Origin of the sequence: Nocardioides xinjiangensis, assembly GCF_017916455.1 — a bacterium.
Classification (GTDB): Bacteria; Actinomycetota; Actinomycetes; order Propionibacteriales; family Nocardioidaceae; genus Nocardioides; species Nocardioides xinjiangensis.
In genome coordinates, this window is record NZ_JAFMSY010000003.1 from 91,476 (window position 1) to 108,580 (window position 17,105).

Consider the following 17,105-nt stretch of genomic DNA (forward strand, 5'->3'; position numbering starts at 1 on the left):
GGGGTCAGGACTGGGTCTGCGAGCGGACCTCGTCGACCCCGGACTGGCCCTCGGAGCGCACCTTGTCGGCGCTCTCCGTGGCGGTGTCCTTGACCTCCTGGGCCGCTTGCGTCGCGGTCTCCTTGACGCCCTCGGCGACGTCCTGCGCCACCGACCTCGCCTGGTCCACGACCGGCTGGCCGTGCTCCTTGGCGGCGTCGACGACGTGTCCGGCCGCGACGGCCTCCTTCTCAGAGGCGGGGATGAGCGCGGAGACGATCATCCCGGCACCGAAGGCGACCAGGCCGGCCGCGAGGGGCGCGCCCTGCACCTTGTCCTGGGCGCCGCTGACGGCGTCCTGCGCGGTGCCCGTGACGGAGCCGACCGCCCCAGACGCCGTGCCCTTGACGGAGCCGACCGCCCCGGCCGCGGAGTCCTTGGCGGACCCGGCCGTGCCGGACGCGGAGGAGCCGACGCTCTGGGCGGTGCCCATCACCTTGTCGCGCATGCTGCGCACCCGGCCGCGGGCGGCCTCCTTGCGGCGCTCGACGATGGCCGACGGGCTGACCCGGTCCTGCAGGGCGTCCACGTTGGCCGTCATCGACTGCCGGGTCTGGGCGATCTCGCTGCTCAGCTCTTCTGTGCTCTGGCCCATGCTGCGTCCTCCTTGAGTGTCTGCTGCGTCTCGGGCAGCTGCGGGTTCGACTTCTTCAGCTCGGTGCGTCCGCGGGCGGCCAGCACGGCCGCCACGGCTGCCCAGAGCAGGGTGGTGATCAGGAACGCCAGCTCCACCGGCATCCAGTTGTCGAGCAGGTAGCTCAGCGCGAACGAGGCGAGGATGAGCGTCAGCAGGCCGGCCACGCCGGCGCCGCCAAGCATCCCCGCACCCTTGCCGGCCTTGGTGGCCTCGGCCTTGAGCTCGGTGCGGGCGAGCTCGAGCTCCTGCTTCACCAGCGTGGTGAGGTCGTGGCTCAGGTCGCCCACGATCTCGCCGAGGCTGCGGTTGTCGTTGCTCGCCGTCGCCCCGGACGTGGTCGCCGCGGGGGCCGGGGGCACCGGCTCGGCTGCCGGGGTCCCGAGCATCGGGTCCACCCCTGAGGGCCCCGTCACGGCGTGTCCTGGGTGCGCTGGCCGGGCAAGCCCGACGTGGTCGGGTCGGTGCTCGCCGGGGTCGTCAGCGTCGGGTGCGGCGCCGGGGTGTCGTACCCCGTCGTGCCCGGGCTGTCGGTGCTGGACTCCGTGCTGGTGCCGGCCAGGGGGGCGGCGCCGCTGGCGGTGCCCATGGTGCCCGTGCCGGTCGTGGTGCCACCGTACGTCGTGCCGGTCGTGCCGGTGCCGCCGTACGTCGTGCCCGTCGTGCCGCCGGACTCGGCGAGCGACGCCGCCGCTGCTCCGTCGGCGGTGGCACGGAACGCCCGACCCGCCACCACGCCGGCGGCGAGGGCGCCGAGCAGGAAGGCGCCCGGCCGGCGGCGCGCGAAGTCGCGCACGTCGTCGAGCAGCTGGCCGGGCTCGCGGTTCTCGAGGTGGCTGCCGAGGGCCCGCACGCGGTCGCTGACCTCGCGGGCGACGTCGGCGGCCATGCCCTGGCCGGAGCCCTGGCCCTCGACCATCTTCTGCAGGTCGTCGCCGAAGGTGCGCAGCGTCTGCGACAGGTTGTCGCGCTGGGTGGTCGCCTGCTCGCTCAGCTGGCTGGTCACCTGCTGCTTGGCGTCACCGACCACGTTGCGGGCCTGCTCCTTGGCCGTGCCCGCGACGTTGAGCGCCTCGTCCTTGGCGGTGCCGGCCACGTGCTTGCCCTGGTCGGCCGCCGTCGAGGCGGTGTCCTTGGCCTTGTCGGCAGCGCTGGTGTCGCCGCTCGAGCCGGTGGAGCCGGTGGAGCCGGTGGTGGAGCCGGTGCCGAACTCGCTCGAGCTGGTGCTGGCACCGAAGTCGCTCGAGCCGGTGCTCGAACCGATTCCGCTCGTGCTGCCTGGGTCGTTTCCGTACGTCGTCATGCGTCCTCCTCGGAGTGGGTGGGGGTCGTTTCTGCGTCCGGGTCGGGGTCGGGGTCGCTGGCCGGCTCCGAAGCGGGATCCAGCTGTCCGACATCGGGCTCCTCACCGTCCGGCGTCGGCGGCTCCGCGTCCTGGTCGGGGTTGTGGGAGTGTTCGGTCATGTCGCTCCGTACCCACCGATCCGGGGAGCACTCCACCCCTCGGGAGGAAAATCGGCGGATGCATGCCGAGCCCGCCGCCGGGGCACCGGGTGCGATGGTCGCTCTCCTGCAGCACGGGCCCACGCACCGGTCGTACGGCGACCTGAGCGACGCCGAGGTCGAGCAGCTCGGCCGGGACCTCGACGCCCTGCGCGAGCAGGTCCTCGCCAGTCGCGGGGCGCGCGACGCGGCGTACATCCGCCGGCTCATCGCCGTCCAGCGGTGCCTGGAGGTGGGCGGGCGCGTCGTGCTCCTGGGCAGCCGCAGCCGCACGGCCTGGTGGCTGGGCACGGCCTCGCTCACCCTGTCGAAGGTGCTCGACAACATGGAGATCGGCCACAACGTCCTGCACGGCCAGTGGGACTGGATGCGTGATCCGCGCATCCACTCCTCCACCTGGGACTGGGACCACGCCTCGGCGCCGGAGCAGTGGCGACGCGCCCACAACGACCGGCACCACGTGAACACCAACGTGCTCGGCAAGGACAACGACCTCGGCTACGGCATCATGCGCGTCGACGAGGCCCAGGAGTGGGAGCCGCGCCACCTGGCGCAGCCGCTGTGGAACCTCGTCAACGCCTGCATCTTCGAGTACGGCATCGCGATGTACGACCTCGACTTCGGTGACGCGCTGAGGTCGCGCAAGGGGCTGTCCCCGCAGCTGCGGCGCGAGCTGCGCACCACCGCCCGGCGGGCGGGCCGCAACGCCTTCCGCGACTACGTGCTGCACCCGCTGCTGTCGGCGCCCACCGGCTCGGCGCGCAGCACGCTGACCGCCAACCTCGTCGCCAACCTGGCCCGCAACGTGTGGAGCCACTCGGTCATCATGTGCGGTCACTTCCCCGAGGGCGTGGAGACCTTCGAGGTCGCGGAGATCGACGAGCACGAGACCCGCGGGCACTGGTACCTCCGGCAGATGCTGGGCTCCGCCGACGTGTCGGGACCGTGGCTGCTGCACGTGCTGTGCGGCAATCTGTCGCACCAGATCGAGCACCACCTCTTCCCGGACCTGCCCAGCAACCGCTACCGCGAGATCGCCGGACCCGTGCGCGAGCTCTTCGCACGGCACGGGCTGGCCTACCAGAGCGCGCCGCTGCTGCGGCAGGTCGCCAGCGCGTGGCACAAGGTGCTGCGGCTGTCCCTGCCCCCGCGACCGGGCGGGGCGCATGCGGGAGCCCGCCAGGGGGCACCCGTCCCGGCGTGACAGCGATTCCCACGGGGGTGCCGCAGGAGATGGATCGGGTGCGGGTGCCGGAGTACCGGCCTGGCGGGGAGCTCACCGTCGGGGTCGAGGAGGAGCTGATGCTCGTCGACTCCTCGGGGGAGATGCTCGGTGCCGCGGCCGGCGGGCTCGTGGCGTCGCTGAGCGCCCAGCCGCTCGACGGCGGCGTGGTCACGGGGGAGGTCTACGTCGACCAGGTCGAGCTGAACACCCCGGTGTGCACCAGCGCCGAGGAGGTCTGGCGGTCGCTGCGGCTGCTGCGCGGCTGCGTGGCCGCCGGCGGCGCCCGGCCGCTGGCGGCGGGCGTGCACCCGAGCGCGGCGCTGGGCGGCGCGGTGCTGGCGTCCTCGCCGCGCTACGACCGCATCCTCGACGAGTACGCCGGCCTGCTGCGCACCCCGACCGCGGCGCTGCAGGTGCACGTGGCGCTGCCGGACCCGGAGACCGCCATGCTGGCCTACCGCGGCCTGCGCCACCAGGTGCCGCTGCTGCGTGCCCTCGCCGCCGGGTCGCCGTACTGGCACGGCGTCGACTCGGGGCTGGCCTCCAGCCGGTCGGCGATCCTGCGGTCCTACCCGCGGACGACGGTGCCGCCCCTGCTGCGGAGCTGGGAGGAGTACGTCGAGCGTACCGAGGCGCTGCTCGACGCCGCCGAGTCCCCCGACCACACCTACGTCTGGTGGGACGTGCGGACCCGGCCGCTGCTCGGCACGATCGAGGTGCGCGTCATGGACGCGGTGCCGTCGCTGGCGGCGGTCGCCGGCCTGACCGCGCTGGTGCAGGGCATCGCGCGGCGCGCCGTCGAGGCCCCCGACTCCGTCGACCTCTCCGACGAGGTGCTCGCGGTCAACGACAGCCGGGCCTGCCGCCACGGGCTCGAGACCCGGGTGCTCGACGTCGACCTGACCATGCGGCCGCTCCGCGAGGTGGCGGTGCGGGTCCTCGCCGACGCACGCGTCGCTCTCGCGGGCGACGGGCTCGACGGGCCGCTCGACGCGGTCGAGTCCATGCTGGTCGGGCCACCGGAGCCGGAGCGCCAGCGCGCGGTCGCGCGCCAGGGCGGCCTGCCGGCACTGCTCGCGGACCTCGCCGCCCGCACCGCGGACCTGGACGGCTGACCCGGTGTACGCCGACCACCTCGTGCAGCCGTGGTACGACCGGCTGCTGGCGGAGCTCCCCGACGCCCAGGTCCTGGACCCGCACACCCACGTCGGCGACCGCGACCCGAGCGGCGTCACCGCGAGCGTGGAGGAGCTGCTCGGCGCGGTCGACGCCGCCCGGGGCCGCGCGCTGGTCTTCCCGCTGTCCGAGCCAGACGGCTACCGCATCGCGAACGCCGCCGTCCTCGACGCCGCGCTGCGCAGCGAGGGGCGGCTCAGCGCGCTGGTGCGCGTCGTCCCGGACGAGGTGGACGCGGTCGAGGGCCTGCTCGACGCCGGCGCGCGCGGCCTCAAGCTCCACCTCTCGAGCGACGATGTCGACCTCGCCGACCAGCGCCTCGAGCCGGTGTTCGCGATGGCCGACGAGCGCCGCCTCCCGGTCGTCGTGCACGCCGGTCCCGAGGTGGACTCGATCGGGAGGGCGGTGCTCGACGCCTGCGAGCGGTGGCCCGGGGCGCGCATGGTGCTGGCGCACTGCGCGCTCTCCGACCTCGGCCGCCTGCACCCGCACGTGACCGACGTGCCGCACCTGTTCTTCGACACCTCGTGGTGGACGCCGGCACACCTGCTGGCCCTCTTCCGGCTGGTGCCGCCCGGGCGGGTGCTCGGCGCGAGCGACCTGCCGTACAGCACGCCGGTCAACGGCCTCCTCTCGGCGGGCCGGTGCGCCTGGCAGGCCGGCCTGGACCCCCGGCAGGTCGCGTCCGTCCTCGGCGGGCAGGCCACGCGCCTGGTCGACGGGCTCGACCCCCTCGAGCTCGGTCCGCCGCCGGCGCGCGAGGCCCGGGAGGTCGGGCCGTTCCTCGAGGCGGCCTCGAGCAACCTGCTGGCGGCGCTCGAGGCGATGCAGCGCGGCCTGGACCCCGAGGTGCCCCTGACGGTGGCCCGCCACGCCTGCGACGTGCGCCCCGACGACCCCGACGCGGACGTCCTGGCCTCGGTGCTGCAGCTGCTCGACCTCTACGAGGAGCACCACGAGCGCCTGCAGCGGCGCAACACCTTCAGCCCCGGCTGGGACCTGGTCTCCGCGGCTGCGGTCGTGGCGCGCACCCCGGCGGCGCCGCTCCCGGACCGCGCCTGACCGGCGACTGGTCCCGCGGCGACGGGATCACTGGCCGACGGGCTGGGCCGCCAGCACCGCGGCACGCCGCCGCGCGTCGAGCGCGGACGACCGGCGCGAGAGCCGCTCGTCGAGGAGCCCGGCGGCCTCGGAGGTCCGCCCCGCCATCGCGAGCGCGTGGATCAACGTGTCCTCGACGACCTCGCGCTGCGCCCTGCTGCCGCCCAGGGGGACCATCGTGCGCACCACGCCCCCGAGGGCCGCCGACGCCGCGTTCCAGCGCTCCTCCACCACGTGCACCAGGCCGGTGCACAGGGGAGCGACGACGTCGCGGAAGACGCGGTCCTCGCTGCGGGCGGCGAGGTCGGCGAGGTCGGTGAGCGCTGCCGCGTCGCGGTCCGCGGCGAGCAGCACGGCGGCGTGCATCGCGGCGAACGGGGTGGGCGGGGCCGTGAGCCACTCGCGGGGCGCCCGCTCGCGGACGTCGGCGACCGGGAGGTCCCCGGTCCAGGCGCCGGTGACGTGCCCGCGCCACAGCAGGGAGCCGCTGTCGACCACGACGCGGCTGCCGCTGACCAGCGACGGCGCCAGCTCGCGCAGGTAGCGCCGCCGGACCGCGTCGACGTCGTCCTGCATCAGCTCGTGGAGAGCGGCGTGCCACGAGAAGTGCGAGCGGTGGTTGGCCTCGGGGCCCCGGCTGCGGATCCACTCGTCGAGCCAGGCCAGGCCCGCGTCGTGCTCACCTGTCTCGTAGAACACGTGCGCCCGGGCGTGCACGGCGTGGCCCGAGGCGGGCTCGACGGAGAGGGCGTAGGCGGACAGGTCCTCGGCCTCGGCCCAGCGCTCCTGGTCCTGGCGCACGAACGCCAGCTGGCCGGCGTACCACCAGTCGTCGCCGTAGGAGCGCCCGAGCGACTCGACCAGCTCGGCGGTCTGCGGGCCGCTCGTGAGGCCGCCGAACGCGACCGTCGGCACGGCCACGCTCACGGCGAGCGCGTCGCGCGGGAAGAGGCGCACGTGGCGCAGCAGGGCCGCCGCGCCGGTGGCCTCGTCGGAGCGCAGGCGCGTGGTGACCGCGTCGAGGAACGACGACTCGCGGTCGTCGAGGTGGCGGTCGGAGGCAGCGCGGTGCGCCGCCTGCAACGAGGTGCGCCAGTGGGAGTTGGTGCCCCACTCGTGCCCGAGGAGGGCGAGCGCCGCGTGCGCCTGGACGAACCCACCGTCGGCGGCCACCGCGTCGGTCAGGCCCTCCTCGACGCCGTCCTGCAGGCGGAGCAGGCGGCCGAGGGCGGCGTTGTAGCGCTCGGCGGCCTCGGGGCTGGTCGAGAGCGTGAGCCCGTAGGGGTCGACCGGGCGGCGGCGGGACTCACCGTGCATCGAGCGGCTCACGATGCGGGCGACGTCGTAGGCCTGCTCGCGGATCTCGGGCATCGCCGTCGACTCCCACAGGTTGCCGCGTCGCAGGGAGCCGACGGCGAGGAACGGCAGGGTCGCCGGCAGCGTGCCGACGATCCGGCCGTCGTCGGCGGTGTCGATGCCGAGCCCCGCTGGGCCGGGACGGACCAGGCCGGTCTGCGCGAGCCGGCTCAGCAGCGGGTCGCCGGCGATGGAGCCGACCGGGCCGGTGCAGTTGACGACCGCGGCCACGCGCAGCGTGGTGCCGTCGTCGAGCGTCACGCGCAGGGCGCTCGCGTCGGGCTGGACCGCAGTGATGGTGCCGCGGTGCCGTTCGAGGCGGCCGGCGGCCGCGATGGCGTGGAACCGCCGAGCCGTGGCCGGGGCCATCCGGTGACGGTGCACGTCCCACGACCGGGCATCCTCGGCGAGGAACCGGCGCTTGTCGGCCTCCGACAGCCCGCGCCACAGCTGGGCGGTGACCGGGCGCAGGCCGTCGACGGCCGCGCGCCAGTCGCCGGTCGCCTCGACGGTGTCCTCGACGTGCGCGCCGAGCGTGGCGCGCAGCGTGTCGAGGTCCTGCGTGCGGGTGATGCCGGGCGGCGGGGGCACCGGGGGCGTCGTCGGCAGCACGTGGGCGCGCGGCACGGCGTCGGTGCGCGAGACGACGTGGATCGTGCGGTCGGGACGGTCGGCGCTGATCGCGAGGTCCACCATGGTGAGGCCCGACCCCAACATCAGCACGTCGCCGACCTCGGGGATCGGCTGCGTCCACGGGTCTGCGACGAGGCGCGGGTCGTCGGCCAGCGGGGGCGGGGCCCAACCGGTGCCGGGGCGGCTGCCCGTGGCCAGGACGACGGCCCGCGCCTCCAGGCTGTCGCCGTCGGAGAGCTCGACCAGGAACTCCTCGCCGGAGGCGGCGATGTCGACGACCTCCGCTCGGCGGCGCACGAGCCGGGCGTTGCCGGGGTACTCGGTGGCGGTGGTCAGCAGGCTCTCCACGTAGCGGCCGAACACGGCGCGGGGCGCGAAGTCGTGGGGCTGGAAGCGCGGGTCGTGGTGGTTGCGCAACCAGCGCAGGAAGTGCTCGGGGTCGCGCGGGAACGCGCTCATGCCGGACGCCGGCACGTTGAGCAGGTGGCGGTCGTCCGCGGTCGAGTAGGCCTGGCCTCGACCCGTGGTGGGCGCCGGGTCGACGAGCTCGACGCGGAAGCGGGAGGAGAGCGCGGTGACGAGGTGGGTCGCGACCAGCGTCCCGCCCGCTCCGGCCCCCACCACGACGACCCGGCAGTCACCCTCGTTCGTTCCCATGCGCGCCCCTTTCTCCAGTGAATTACTCGACTAAGGGTAGCGCAGTCGGAGTGGGACGGCGCATGACGACCCGCGGGAAGCCCGCCGAGGTGGCCTGCGTCTCCATCGCGAAGGAGAAGCCGGCGTCCTCGAAGAGCTTGCGGGTGCCGACGTAGGCCATCGTGAGGTCCACCTTCGCGCCGCGGTTGTCCACGGGGTAGCCCTCCACCACGGGAGCGCCACGCTGGCCGGCGTAGGCCACGGCGCCCCGCAGGAGGACGTGCGAGATGCCACGACCGCGGTGCCCCGGGCGGACGCGGATGCACCACACCGACCAGGCGTCCTGGTCGTCGACGTGCGGGATCTTCGTGGACCGGGCGTAGGGAAGCTCCGCCCGCGGAGCCACGGCCGCCCAGCCGACGACCTCGGTGCCGTCGTAGGCCAGGACGCCCGGCTTGGTGGGCCTGCGCGTCAGCGCCTCGACGTAGGCCTCCCGCGCCGGCCCGGACAGCTCGCGGTTCTCCCGGGCGGGGATGCGGTGGCTCAGGCACCAGCACACCGTGGACGTGGGGTTCTTCGGACCCAGCATCGTCCGCACGTCGGCGAAGCGCGCGTGGTCGGCCGGGACGACGGTGACGTCGCCGGACCTGGCGAGGGGCGTCGGGGCCATGCGGCCACGCTAGACCCGCCCAGCGACGTCCGGGGCTGTTGAATGTCGCCATGACGACGGGGATGAGGAAGATCGGCCTGCTGGGCGGCATGAGCTGGGAGAGCTCGGCGCTCTACTACACCGTGCTCAACGAGGCGGTGCGCGAGCGGCTCGGCGGCTACCACTCGGCGCGCGTGGTGTTGTCGTCGGTGGACTTCGCCGAGGTCGAGGCGATGCAGGCCGCGGGGGACTGGGAGTCGGCGGGGGCGCTCCTCGCAGCCGAGGCCGCCGCGCTGCAGGCGGCCGGAGCCGAGTGCCTCGTGCTCTGCACCAACACCATGCACAAGGTCGCCGACGCCATCGAGGCCGCCACGGACGTCCCGCTGCTGCACATCGTCGACGTCACCGCTGCGGCGATCCGTGCAGCCGGGCTGTCCCGCGTGGCGCTCCTCGGCACCCGGTTCACGATGGAGCAGGCGTTCGTCCGCGACCGGCTGGCCTCGCAGGGCGTCGAGGCGCTCGTCCCGGTGGGGGAGGACCTCGAGCTGGTGCACGCCGTGATCTACGACGAGCTGGTCCACGGCGTGGTGCGCGCGGAGTCGCGGGCGGCGTACGTCGACGTGGTGGAGCGCCTCGTCGCCGCCGGGGCGGAGGGCGTGATCCTCGGCTGCACCGAGATCGAGCTGCTCCTGCGACCGGAGGACGTCGACGTGCCGGTCTTCGCCACGACGCGGCTCCACGCCCTGGCGGCGCTCGACTTCGCCCTCGGCTGACGGCTGCTGGGTCACCGCTGACGGCCATACCACCCGTGGTTTGCTAGGGACGTGGACCCGACGTGGCTCGACCTGGCGCAGGTGCCCTGGGCCGCCGAGCCCGCCGGCCTGCTGCCCGCGCGGCAGCAGATGGCGCTCTCGCTCGGGTGGCACATCATCCTCGCCTGCTTCGGCGTGGCGTTCCCCGCGATGATCCTGGTGGCGCACTGGCGCGGGGTCTACCGCGGCGACGAGGTCGCCCTCGGCCTGGCGAGGAGGTGGGCGAAGGTCAGCGGCGTGCTGTTCGCGATCGGCGCCGTCTCGGGCACGGTGCTGAGCTTCGAGATGGGCCTGCTCTGGCCCGGCCTGATGGGTCCGTTCGGCGACGTGCTGGGACTGCCGTTCGCGTTCGAGGGCCTCTCCTTCTTCGTCGAGGCGATCTTCCTCGGCCTCTACCTCTACGGCTGGGGGCGCATCCCCCCGAAGCGGCACCTGCTCATGCTCGTGCCGATGGCCCTCGCCGGGGTTGTCGGCACCTACTGCGTGATCTCCGTCAACGCCTGGATGAACATGCCCGTCGGGTTCGCCATCGAGGGGGGCGAGGTGGTCGACGTCGACCCGTGGGCGGTCCTGTTCAGCTCCGGCGCCCTGCTGCAGTTCGCGCACATGTGGGTCGCTGCCTACATGGTGGTCGGCTTCGTCGTCGCCGGGGTCTACGCCGCCGGCATGCTGCGCGGGCGCCGCGACCGGCACCACCGGCTGGGGTTCACCCTGCCGTTCGTGTTCGCCACGGTCGCCGCGCTCGTCCAGCCCCTCATCGGGCACGTGCTGGGACTGCGGATCGCCGACACCCAGCCGGCCAAGCTGGCGGCGTTCGAGCTGGCCACCGAGACCGAGAGCCCCTCGCCGCTGCGGCTGGGCGGGCTGCTCGTGGACGGCGAGGTGCGCTGGGCCCTCGACATCCCGCGCCTCGGCTCGATCATCGCCCGCAACTCCTTCACTGAGCCGGTGCAGGGGCTCGAGACCATCCCGCCGGCCGACCGGCCACCGGTGAACGTCACCCACGTGGCGTTCCAGACGATGGTCGGCATCGGCACGCTCCTGGCCGTGGCCGTGCTCGTCTACTGGTTCGCGCGCTGGCGGGGACGCGACCCCCTGGCGAACCGGTGGACGCTCCGCGCCGCCGTGGCCGCCGGTCCGCTGGCGGTGGTGGCCCTCGAGGCGGGCTGGATCGCGACCGAGGTGGGCCGCCAGCCCTGGGTGGTCTACGGGGTGCTGCGCACCGAGGACGCCGCGGGCGACAATCCGCAGGTGTGGATCCTGCTGGCCGCCACGGCGACGCTGTACGCCCTGCTGACGGTGGGTGCCGTGGTCGTGCTGCGCTCGATGGCTCGACGGTGGCGAGCCGGCGAGCAGGACCTCCCCAGCCCCTACGGGCCCGAGGCCGCGGCCGCCGGCGGTGGCCGGCGGGCCGACGACGCGTCGTGACGCTCGAGCTGGCCGTCGCGGCGGCGCTCTTCGTCGGCGTGGTGGCGTACGCCCTGTTCGGGGGAGCCGACTTCGGGTCGGGCTTCTACGACCTGACGGCCGGCGGCTCGCGCGGCGGCGCGGAGCTGCGCACGCTCGTGGACCACAGCATCGGCCCGGTGTGGGAGGCGAACCACGTCTGGCTGATCTACGTGCTCGTGATGTGGTGGACCGGGTTCCCCGAGTCGTTCGCCAGCGCGATGAACACGTTGATCCTGCCGATGCTCCTGGCGCTGCTGGGGATCGTGCTGCGGGGCGCGGCGTTCGCGTTCCGCAAGTTCGCGCCGACGCTCGGGCAGGCCCGGCTCTACGGCGCGGTCTTCGCCGGCTCCTCCCTCATCACTCCCTACTTCCTCGGCGCGGTCGCGGGCGGGATCGCCTCGGGTCGCGTGCCGGCCGAGGGTCGCGGCGACCTGTGGTCGTCGTGGCTCAACCCCACCTCCACGTTCGGGGGCGTCATCGCGGTGGGCACGTGCGCGCTCCTCGCCGGCGTGTTCCTCACCGCGGACGCCGACCGTGCCGGGCGTGCGTCGCTCGCCGCCTCCCTGCGGCGCCGCACCCTCGGCGTCGGCCTGGTGACCGGCGCCGTCGTCTTCGCCGCGCTCGTGCCGATCACCCACGACGCGCCCACCCTCGCCGAGGGCCTGAGGGGCCGCGCGGCGCCGCTCGTGGTGCTCTCCGGGCTGTGCGGCGTCGCCACCCTGGTCCTGCTGCTGCGCCGCCGCTTCGCGATCGCTCGCGTCACCGCGGTGCTCGCCGTCGCCGCCGTCGTCAGCGGCTGGGGAGTGGGCCAGTACCCGTGGCTGCTCGTCGACGAGCTCACGCTCCGCGACGCCGCCGGGGCGGACGCCACGCTCGCTGGGCTCCTGGTGGTGGTGGGGCTCGCCGGCGTGCTGGTCCTGCCGCCCCTGGTGTACCTCTTCCGGCTGACCCAGTCCGAGGCCTGGTCCGAGCACTAGGCCGGCGGTGCGGGCCAGAGCGAGTGGTAGGCGTTGACGGCCGGCTGCCCGCCGAGGTGCGCGTAGAGCACGTGGGAGTCGCGCGGGACCTCGCCGCCGGTCACGAGGTCGATAAGGCCGGCGAGCGACTTCCCCTCGTAGACCGGGTCGGTGATCATCGCCTCGAGCTGGGCGCCGAGCGCCATCGCCTCCATCGTCGAGTCGACCGGGATCCCGTAGAGGTCGCCGGCCCACCCCTCGAGCACGGTGATCTCGTCGTCGCGCAGGTCGCGACCGAGCTCGATGAGCTCCGCGGTGTGCCGGGCGATCCTGGCGACCTGGTCGCGGGTCTTCTCCAGCGTGGCGCTGGCGTCGATGCCCAGCACCCGCCGGCGTACGCCGGTGAGGTCCTCCAGCGCCGCGAAGCCGGCGACCATGCCGGCGTGCGTCGAGCCGGTGACGGTGCAGACCACGATCGTGTCGAAGGTGACGCCGAGCGCCTTCTCCTGCTCGGCCACCTCGAAGGCCCAGTTGGCGAACCCGAGCCCCCCGAGCCGGTGCTCGCTGGCGCCGGCCGGGATGGCGTACGGCGTGCCGCCGGCCTCCTCGATCTCGCGGATCGCCTCCTTCCACGAGTCGCGGATGCCGATGTCGAAGCCGTGGGGGTCCAGGCGCGAGTCCGCGCCCATCATCCGGCTGAGCAGGATGTTGCCGACCTGGGTGTTCGTCGGGTCGTCCCACGGCACCCACTTCTCCTGCACCAGCCGGCAGCGCAGGCCGAGGTGCGCGGCGACGGCGGCGACCTGGCGGGTGTGGTTGGACTGGTAGCCGCCGATCGACACGAGCGTGTCGGCGCCGCTGGCGAGCACGTCGGGGACGATGTACTCCAGCTTGCGGACCTTGTTGCCGCCGTAGGCCAGGCCGCTGCTGACGTCCTCGCGCTTGGCCCACACCTGCGCGCCGCCGCCCCGCGACGCCAGGTGCTCGCTGAGGCGCCTCAGGTGGTGGACGGGGGAGGGGCCGAAGGTGAGCGGGTAGCGCTCGAACTGCTCGAGGTTCACGGGGTCTCCTGCAGGGCGGTGGGCTGGTCGGGGTCGGCGGCGGGATCGGGAGCCGGGATGAGGTCGGCGAGGTTCTGCCAGGTCCGGAAGGCCACCTCGGCGGCGGCGTCGGCGTCCCGGCCGGCGCACGCCTCGACCAGACGCTCGTGCAGCGCCACGGACTCGGCCGCGGCGTGGGAGGCGAAGCGGCGGCGCTCGAGGCGGCGGACGACGGGGCCGAACTGGGCGAGCACCGTGGCGACGGCGCGGTTCCCGGCGATCTCCACCGCCACCGCGTGGAAGTCGTCGTCCGCCGCGAGCGCGGCGCCGCTGTCACGCTGCTCGACCGCTGCCGCGAAGCGCCGGTTGGCGTCGCGCATGCGCTCGAGGTCGTCGGCGGTGAGCCGGGCGACGGCCTCGCTCACCGCGAGCCGGTGCATGGCGGCCACGACCGCGTGCGCCTCGCGCACCTCGGCGACGTCGATCTCCGCGACCACGGTCGAGCGTCCGGGCGCCGCCCGGACCAGGCCGCTCTCGCCGAGCCGCAGCAGGGCCTCCCGCACGGGCGTGCGGCTCACGCCGAGCCAGGCGGCCAGCTCGGTGTCGCGGACGACCTCGCCCGGCGCCAGCGTGCCGTCGACGATCGCGTCGCGGAGCCGCTCGTGGACGGTGTCGCGCAGCAGCGAGGTGCGGACCGGAGCGGAGGACGGGGGCACAGGCACCGATATATTGGATATCACCGATCGCTGCGGGTCAAGGTCGCGTCCATCCGCACGAGGGCGACGATCAGGATGCAGCGGAGCGGCCCCCAGCGGGGCCCGTGCGTGTGCGGGCCCGACCCGGGGTACTGCACGCCCGTGCCTGCCCCCTACCGCCATGCCTTCAAGGCCATCGCCGCCGCCCGGTCCGCTCCCGCCTTCCACCCCGACGGCGTCCTCTACGAGGGACGCGCGGAGATCCACGGCCCCGGCCCGCTCCAGCAGGGCGAGTGGGACTGCCTGGTCCGCCTCTCGAAGGGCATCGGCACGCCGCGCGGCGTGCCGGACCTGCTGGGCATGGCGGTCCGCCTCCTCCAGGACCCGCCGGTCGACGTCCTGTGCACGACGGCTCCGGGCGCCTCCGGGTGGCAGCGCTACGTGCTGCGACCCGGACGGCGGTGGTCGGGCGCCACGCTGACGTCGCTCATGTGGTGGCGCTCCTCGTCCGGTGAGCGCCTGCAGGTCGTCGTGGACGCGCCCGGTGCCGGGCTCGACTCGCCCGACCCGGACGTGCTGGTGGGACGGCTGCCGGCGACCTTCGCGCTCCGCGTGGTCGGCCGGCACGGTGACGTGCAGGCGGGCACGATCCGGGTGGACCGCCGCTCCGAGCAGCCGCGCCCCGACTTCGACCCGGTCCTGCACCCGCCGCAGTCGTGGCGCCTGGCGCCCGCCTGGCTCGCGGCGCTGCGGGCGCGGGCGTACGTCGGCAGCCGGGAGGGGCAGCCGGTCCCGAGCGCTGGGGACGACCGCCCCGCTGGGAACAACCGCGGTGGTTGAGCGTTGAACCGGTCATGAAGAAGATCGGGTTCCTCAACTTCGGCCACTGGACCGACTCGCCGCAGTCCCAGGTGCGCTCGGCGTCGGACACGCTCTTGCAGTCGATCGACCTGGCCGTGGCCGCCGAGGAGCTCGGCGCGGACGGCGCGTACTTCCGCGTCCACCACTTCGCCCGGCAGCTCGCCTCGCCCTTCCCGCTGCTCGCCGCCGTCGGCGCGCGCACCAGCCGCATCGAGATCGGCACGGGCGTCATCGACATGCGCTACGAGAACCCGCTCTACATGGCCGAGGACGCCGGCGCGGCCGACCTGATCTCGGGCGGCCGGCTCCAGCTCGGCATCAGCCGCGGCTCACCGGAGCAGGTGATCGACGGGTGGCGCTACTTCGGCTACCAGCCGGCCGACGGCGAGGACCAGGCCGACATGGCGCGCCGCCACACCGAGGTGTTCCTCCAGGTGCTCGAGGGCAAGGGCTTCGCTCAGCCCAACCCGCGCCCGATGTTCCCCAACCCGCCGGGGCTGCTCCGCCTCGAGCCGCACTCGCCGGGCCTGCGCAGCCGCATCTGGTGGGGCGCCGCGTCCGACGCGACGGCCCGCTGGACCGCGCAGATGGGGATGCACCTGATGAGCTCGACGCTCAAGGCCGACGAGACCGGCGAGCCGTTCCACGTGCAGCAGCGCAGGCAGATCGAGGTGTTCCGCGAGGCGTGGCGCGAGGCGGGGCACGAGGGTGAGCCGCGTGTGTCGGTGAGCCGCTCGATCATGCCCATCACGACCGACCTCGACCGCGCGTACTTCGGCCACGAGGGCGACAGCTCCGACCAGTTCGGCCAGATCGAGGCCAACCTGCGCGCGGTGTTCGGCAGGACGTACGCCGCCGAGCCCGACGTCCTCGTCGAGCAGCTCGCCGAGGACGAGGCCATCGCCGCGGCCGACACCCTGCTGCTGACGGTGCCCAACCAGCTCGGGGTGGACTACAACGCCCACATCCTCGAGTCGGTGCTCACCGACGTGGCGCCGGACCTCGGCTGGCGCTGAGCGCGTCCCTGCTCAGCCGGCGGCTGCCCGCAGCTTCTCCAGCAGCGGGCCGGCCGCCTCGCTGAGGAAGCGGTCCTGCCCCTCGTCGCCGACCTGCACGAGCGCGACGTCGGTGAAGCCCGCCTCCCAGTAGGCCGACACGGCGTCGACGACCTTGTCGAGGTCGGGCCCGCAGGGGATCGACTCCGCGACGTCCTCGGGCCGGACGTACGTCGTCGCCCCGGCGAAGCCCGCGGGCGTCGGCAGGTCGGCGTTGACCGACCAGCCGCCACCGAACCACCGGAACTGCTCGTGCGCACGGGCGACGGCGGCCTCCTCGTCGGGGTCCCAGCAGATCGGGATCTGGCCGATCGCCCGGGCGTCCCTGCCGACGCGCGGCGCCCCGTCGACCTCGTTCCACGTCTCCACGATCTCCGCGCTCGGCTCCACCGCGACCAGGTGGTCCGCCAGCGCTGCGAACCGGTGGATCGCCCGGTCGCCCGCCACGGCCACGCCGATGTCCACGCCCTGCTCGGGCACGTCCCAGATCCGCGCCGAGTCGACCTGGAAGAAGTCGCCGCGGTGGTCGACGAGCTCGCCGGTGTGCAGCGCCCTGATGACTTCGATCGCCTCGGCGAGCATGTCCTGCCGCTCGGCGATGGCCGGCCAGCCCTCGCCCACGACGTGCTCGTTGAGGTTCTCCCCGCTGCCCAGTCCGAGGACGAAGCGTCCCTCGGCGAGGATCTGCAGCGTCGCCGCCTTCTGGGCCACGACGGCGGGGTGGTAGCGCAGGGTCGGGCACGTCACGTAGGTCATCAGGCCCACCCGCTCGGTGGCGTGCGCCACCGCGCCGAGGGTCGTCCAGGCGTACGGCGCGTGCCCCTGCTCGGTCAGCCAGGGCGAGTAGTGGTCGCTCATCACCTCGAAGTCGAAGCCCGCCCGCTCGGCCGCGACGGCGTAGTCCACCAGCTCGCGCGGGCCGCTCTGCTCGGTCATCAGCGTGTATCCGAAACGCGTCATGCCTCGACCGTAACCAGCGCTCACCGGACGGCCACCACCCGCTCAGGTGAGCCCCCGGGCGCATGTGCGGGTCCCGCGGGGGAACTGTCCGGGCATGAGCGACGCCAAGGACACCACGAACGACGGACCCGACCAGGGCGGGCAGGTCAGCGAGCTCGCCGACATCGAGGGCGGCGGCGAGCCGATCAGCTCCGGCGACTCCGTGGCCGGTCAGCCCGACCCCCACCCGGGCGAGGTCGACGAGGGCAGGCAGGGCCCCGACGCGGTGCCCGACGACCCCACCGGGCAGCACCCCCACACCGCCGAGTGAGGCGGTGCGGTAGGA

18 protein-coding genes are annotated in these 17,105 nt (G+C 74.2%); 9 read left to right on the forward strand and 9 right to left on the reverse strand.

Annotated features, from left to right (window positions below):
* Positions 1-4: 4 nt before the first annotated feature.
* Genes J3P38_RS13900 through J3P38_RS13915 form a run of 4 tightly spaced genes read right to left on the reverse strand, consistent with a single transcriptional unit; the run spans position 5 to position 2,137 of the window.
* Positions 5-634 (reverse strand): DUF3618 domain-containing protein, encoded by a 630-nt coding sequence (locus J3P38_RS13900; protein ID WP_210504092.1) that lies wholly within the window; start codon positions 632-634, stop codon positions 5-7.
* Positions 610-1,089 (reverse strand): phage holin family protein, encoded by a 480-nt coding sequence (locus J3P38_RS13905; protein ID WP_210504093.1) that lies wholly within the window; start codon positions 1,087-1,089, stop codon positions 610-612. The genes J3P38_RS13900 and J3P38_RS13905 overlap by 25 nt, the downstream gene beginning before the upstream one ends.
* Positions 1,086-1,976 (reverse strand): hypothetical protein, encoded by an 891-nt coding sequence (locus J3P38_RS13910; protein WP_210504094.1) that lies wholly within the window; start codon positions 1,974-1,976, stop codon positions 1,086-1,088. Before J3P38_RS13910 ends, J3P38_RS13905 begins: the two co-directional genes overlap by 4 nt.
* Positions 1,973-2,137, reverse strand: a complete 165-nt coding sequence (locus J3P38_RS13915; protein WP_210504095.1) for a hypothetical protein — start codon at positions 2,135-2,137, stop codon at positions 1,973-1,975. Before J3P38_RS13915 ends, J3P38_RS13910 begins: the two co-directional genes overlap by 4 nt.
* 58 nt (positions 2,138-2,195) lie before the next feature.
* On the opposite strand from J3P38_RS13915, the gene J3P38_RS13920 reads away from it, so the two are divergent.
* Genes J3P38_RS13920 through J3P38_RS13930 form a run of 3 tightly spaced genes read left to right on the forward strand, consistent with a single transcriptional unit; the run spans position 2,196 to position 5,639 of the window.
* Positions 2,196-3,380: a fatty acid desaturase family protein gene (locus J3P38_RS13920; protein ID WP_307807919.1), complete on the forward strand. Its 1,185-nt coding sequence runs from the start codon at positions 2,196-2,198 to the stop codon at positions 3,378-3,380.
* Positions 3,377-4,516, forward strand: coding sequence for a carboxylate-amine ligase (locus tag J3P38_RS13925; RefSeq protein ID WP_210504096.1), 1,140 nt, complete (start codon positions 3,377-3,379; stop codon positions 4,514-4,516). The genes J3P38_RS13920 and J3P38_RS13925 overlap by 4 nt, the downstream gene beginning before the upstream one ends.
* Before the next feature lie 4 nt (positions 4,517-4,520).
* The gene (locus tag J3P38_RS13930; RefSeq protein ID WP_210504097.1) at positions 4,521-5,639 is read left to right on the forward strand and encodes an amidohydrolase family protein; all 1,119 of its coding nucleotides are present in this window, start codon (positions 4,521-4,523) and stop codon (positions 5,637-5,639) included.
* A gap of 27 nt (positions 5,640-5,666) precedes the next feature.
* Here J3P38_RS13930 and J3P38_RS13935 read toward each other — a convergent pair whose 3' ends face one another.
* Together J3P38_RS13935 and J3P38_RS13940 are read right to left on the reverse strand one after the other, a co-directional pair.
* Positions 5,667-8,324, reverse strand: a complete 2,658-nt coding sequence (locus J3P38_RS13935) for an FAD/NAD(P)-binding protein (protein ID WP_210504098.1) — start codon at positions 8,322-8,324, stop codon at positions 5,667-5,669.
* A gap of 22 nt (positions 8,325-8,346) precedes the next feature.
* Positions 8,347-8,973 carry a GNAT family N-acetyltransferase gene (locus J3P38_RS13940; RefSeq protein ID WP_210504099.1) on the reverse strand — a complete coding sequence of 209 codons (627 nt, stop codon included), beginning with the start codon at positions 8,971-8,973 and terminating at the stop codon, positions 8,347-8,349.
* Between the two features lie 50 nt (positions 8,974-9,023).
* Between J3P38_RS13940 and J3P38_RS13945 the strand changes: the two genes are divergently transcribed.
* Genes J3P38_RS13945 through J3P38_RS13955 form a run of 3 tightly spaced genes read left to right on the forward strand, consistent with a single transcriptional unit; the run spans position 9,024 to position 12,190 of the window.
* Complete coding sequence (locus tag J3P38_RS13945) at positions 9,024-9,725, forward strand: aspartate/glutamate racemase family protein (protein WP_282595440.1); 702 nt, start codon at positions 9,024-9,026, stop codon at positions 9,723-9,725.
* 51 nt (positions 9,726-9,776) lie between these two features.
* Entirely contained in the window at positions 9,777-11,192 is a 1,416-nt protein-coding gene (locus J3P38_RS13950) for a cytochrome ubiquinol oxidase subunit I (RefSeq protein ID WP_307807920.1), read from the forward strand.
* Positions 11,189-12,190: a cytochrome d ubiquinol oxidase subunit II gene (locus tag J3P38_RS13955; RefSeq protein ID WP_210504100.1), complete on the forward strand. Its 1,002-nt coding sequence runs from the start codon at positions 11,189-11,191 to the stop codon at positions 12,188-12,190. The genes J3P38_RS13950 and J3P38_RS13955 overlap by 4 nt, the downstream gene beginning before the upstream one ends.
* Here J3P38_RS13955 and J3P38_RS13960 read toward each other — a convergent pair.
* Together J3P38_RS13960 and J3P38_RS13965 are read right to left on the reverse strand one after the other, a co-directional pair.
* Positions 12,187-13,230, reverse strand: coding sequence for a 1-aminocyclopropane-1-carboxylate deaminase (locus tag J3P38_RS13960; protein WP_210440371.1), 1,044 nt, complete (start codon positions 13,228-13,230; stop codon positions 12,187-12,189). The two genes, J3P38_RS13955 and J3P38_RS13960, sit on opposite strands and share 4 nt — an antisense overlap.
* Positions 13,227-13,931 (reverse strand): GntR family transcriptional regulator, encoded by a 705-nt coding sequence (locus tag J3P38_RS13965; RefSeq protein WP_210504101.1) that lies wholly within the window; start codon positions 13,929-13,931, stop codon positions 13,227-13,229. Before J3P38_RS13965 ends, J3P38_RS13960 begins: the two co-directional genes overlap by 4 nt.
* Positions 13,932-14,066: 135 nt before the next feature.
* On the opposite strand from J3P38_RS13965, the gene J3P38_RS13970 reads away from it, so the two are divergent.
* Together J3P38_RS13970 and J3P38_RS13975 are read left to right on the forward strand one after the other, a co-directional pair.
* The gene (locus tag J3P38_RS13970; RefSeq protein WP_210504102.1) at positions 14,067-14,744 is read left to right on the forward strand and encodes a hypothetical protein; all 678 of its coding nucleotides are present in this window, start codon (positions 14,067-14,069) and stop codon (positions 14,742-14,744) included.
* A gap of 14 nt (positions 14,745-14,758) precedes the next feature.
* Positions 14,759-15,781, forward strand: a complete 1,023-nt coding sequence (locus J3P38_RS13975; protein ID WP_210440374.1) for an LLM class flavin-dependent oxidoreductase — start codon at positions 14,759-14,761, stop codon at positions 15,779-15,781.
* Between the two features lie 12 nt (positions 15,782-15,793).
* On the opposite strand, the gene J3P38_RS13980 is transcribed toward J3P38_RS13975, so the two are convergent.
* Positions 15,794-16,780 (reverse strand): LLM class F420-dependent oxidoreductase, encoded by a 987-nt coding sequence (locus J3P38_RS13980; protein ID WP_210504103.1) that lies wholly within the window; start codon positions 16,778-16,780, stop codon positions 15,794-15,796.
* Between the two features lie 94 nt (positions 16,781-16,874).
* Between J3P38_RS13980 and J3P38_RS13985 the strand changes: the two genes are divergently transcribed.
* Positions 16,875-17,090: a hypothetical protein gene (locus J3P38_RS13985; protein WP_210440376.1), complete on the forward strand. Its 216-nt coding sequence runs from the start codon at positions 16,875-16,877 to the stop codon at positions 17,088-17,090.
* Positions 17,091-17,105 lie beyond the last annotated feature (15 nt).

Bases quoted from the DNA above. Each gene is read 5' to 3' on its own strand.
- J3P38_RS13900 (WP_210504092.1), bottom strand. From the start codon at position 634: ATGGGCCAGAGCACAGAAGAGCTGAGCAGCGAGATCGCCCAGACCCGG.
- J3P38_RS13910 (WP_210504094.1), bottom strand. From the start codon at position 1,976: ATGACGACGTACGGAAACGACCCAGGCAGCACGAGCGGAATCGGTTCG.
- J3P38_RS13915 (WP_210504095.1), bottom strand. From the start codon at position 2,137: ATGACCGAACACTCCCACAACCCCGACCAGGACGCGGAGCCGCCGACG.
- J3P38_RS13920 (WP_307807919.1), top strand. From the start codon at position 2,196: ATGCATGCCGAGCCCGCCGCCGGGGCACCGGGTGCGATGGTCGCTCTC.
- J3P38_RS13935 (WP_210504098.1), bottom strand. From the start codon at position 8,324: ATGGGAACGAACGAGGGTGACTGCCGGGTCGTCGTGGTGGGGGCCGGA.
- J3P38_RS13940 (WP_210504099.1), bottom strand. From the start codon at position 8,973: ATGGCCCCGACGCCCCTCGCCAGGTCCGGCGACGTCACCGTCGTCCCG.
- J3P38_RS13945 (WP_282595440.1), top strand. From the start codon at position 9,024: ATGACGACGGGGATGAGGAAGATCGGCCTGCTGGGCGGCATGAGCTGG.
- J3P38_RS13975 (WP_210440374.1), top strand. From the start codon at position 14,759: ATGAAGAAGATCGGGTTCCTCAACTTCGGCCACTGGACCGACTCGCCG.
- J3P38_RS13980 (WP_210504103.1), bottom strand. From the start codon at position 16,780: ATGACGCGTTTCGGATACACGCTGATGACCGAGCAGAGCGGCCCGCGC.
- J3P38_RS13985 (WP_210440376.1), top strand. From the start codon at position 16,875: ATGAGCGACGCCAAGGACACCACGAACGACGGACCCGACCAGGGCGGG.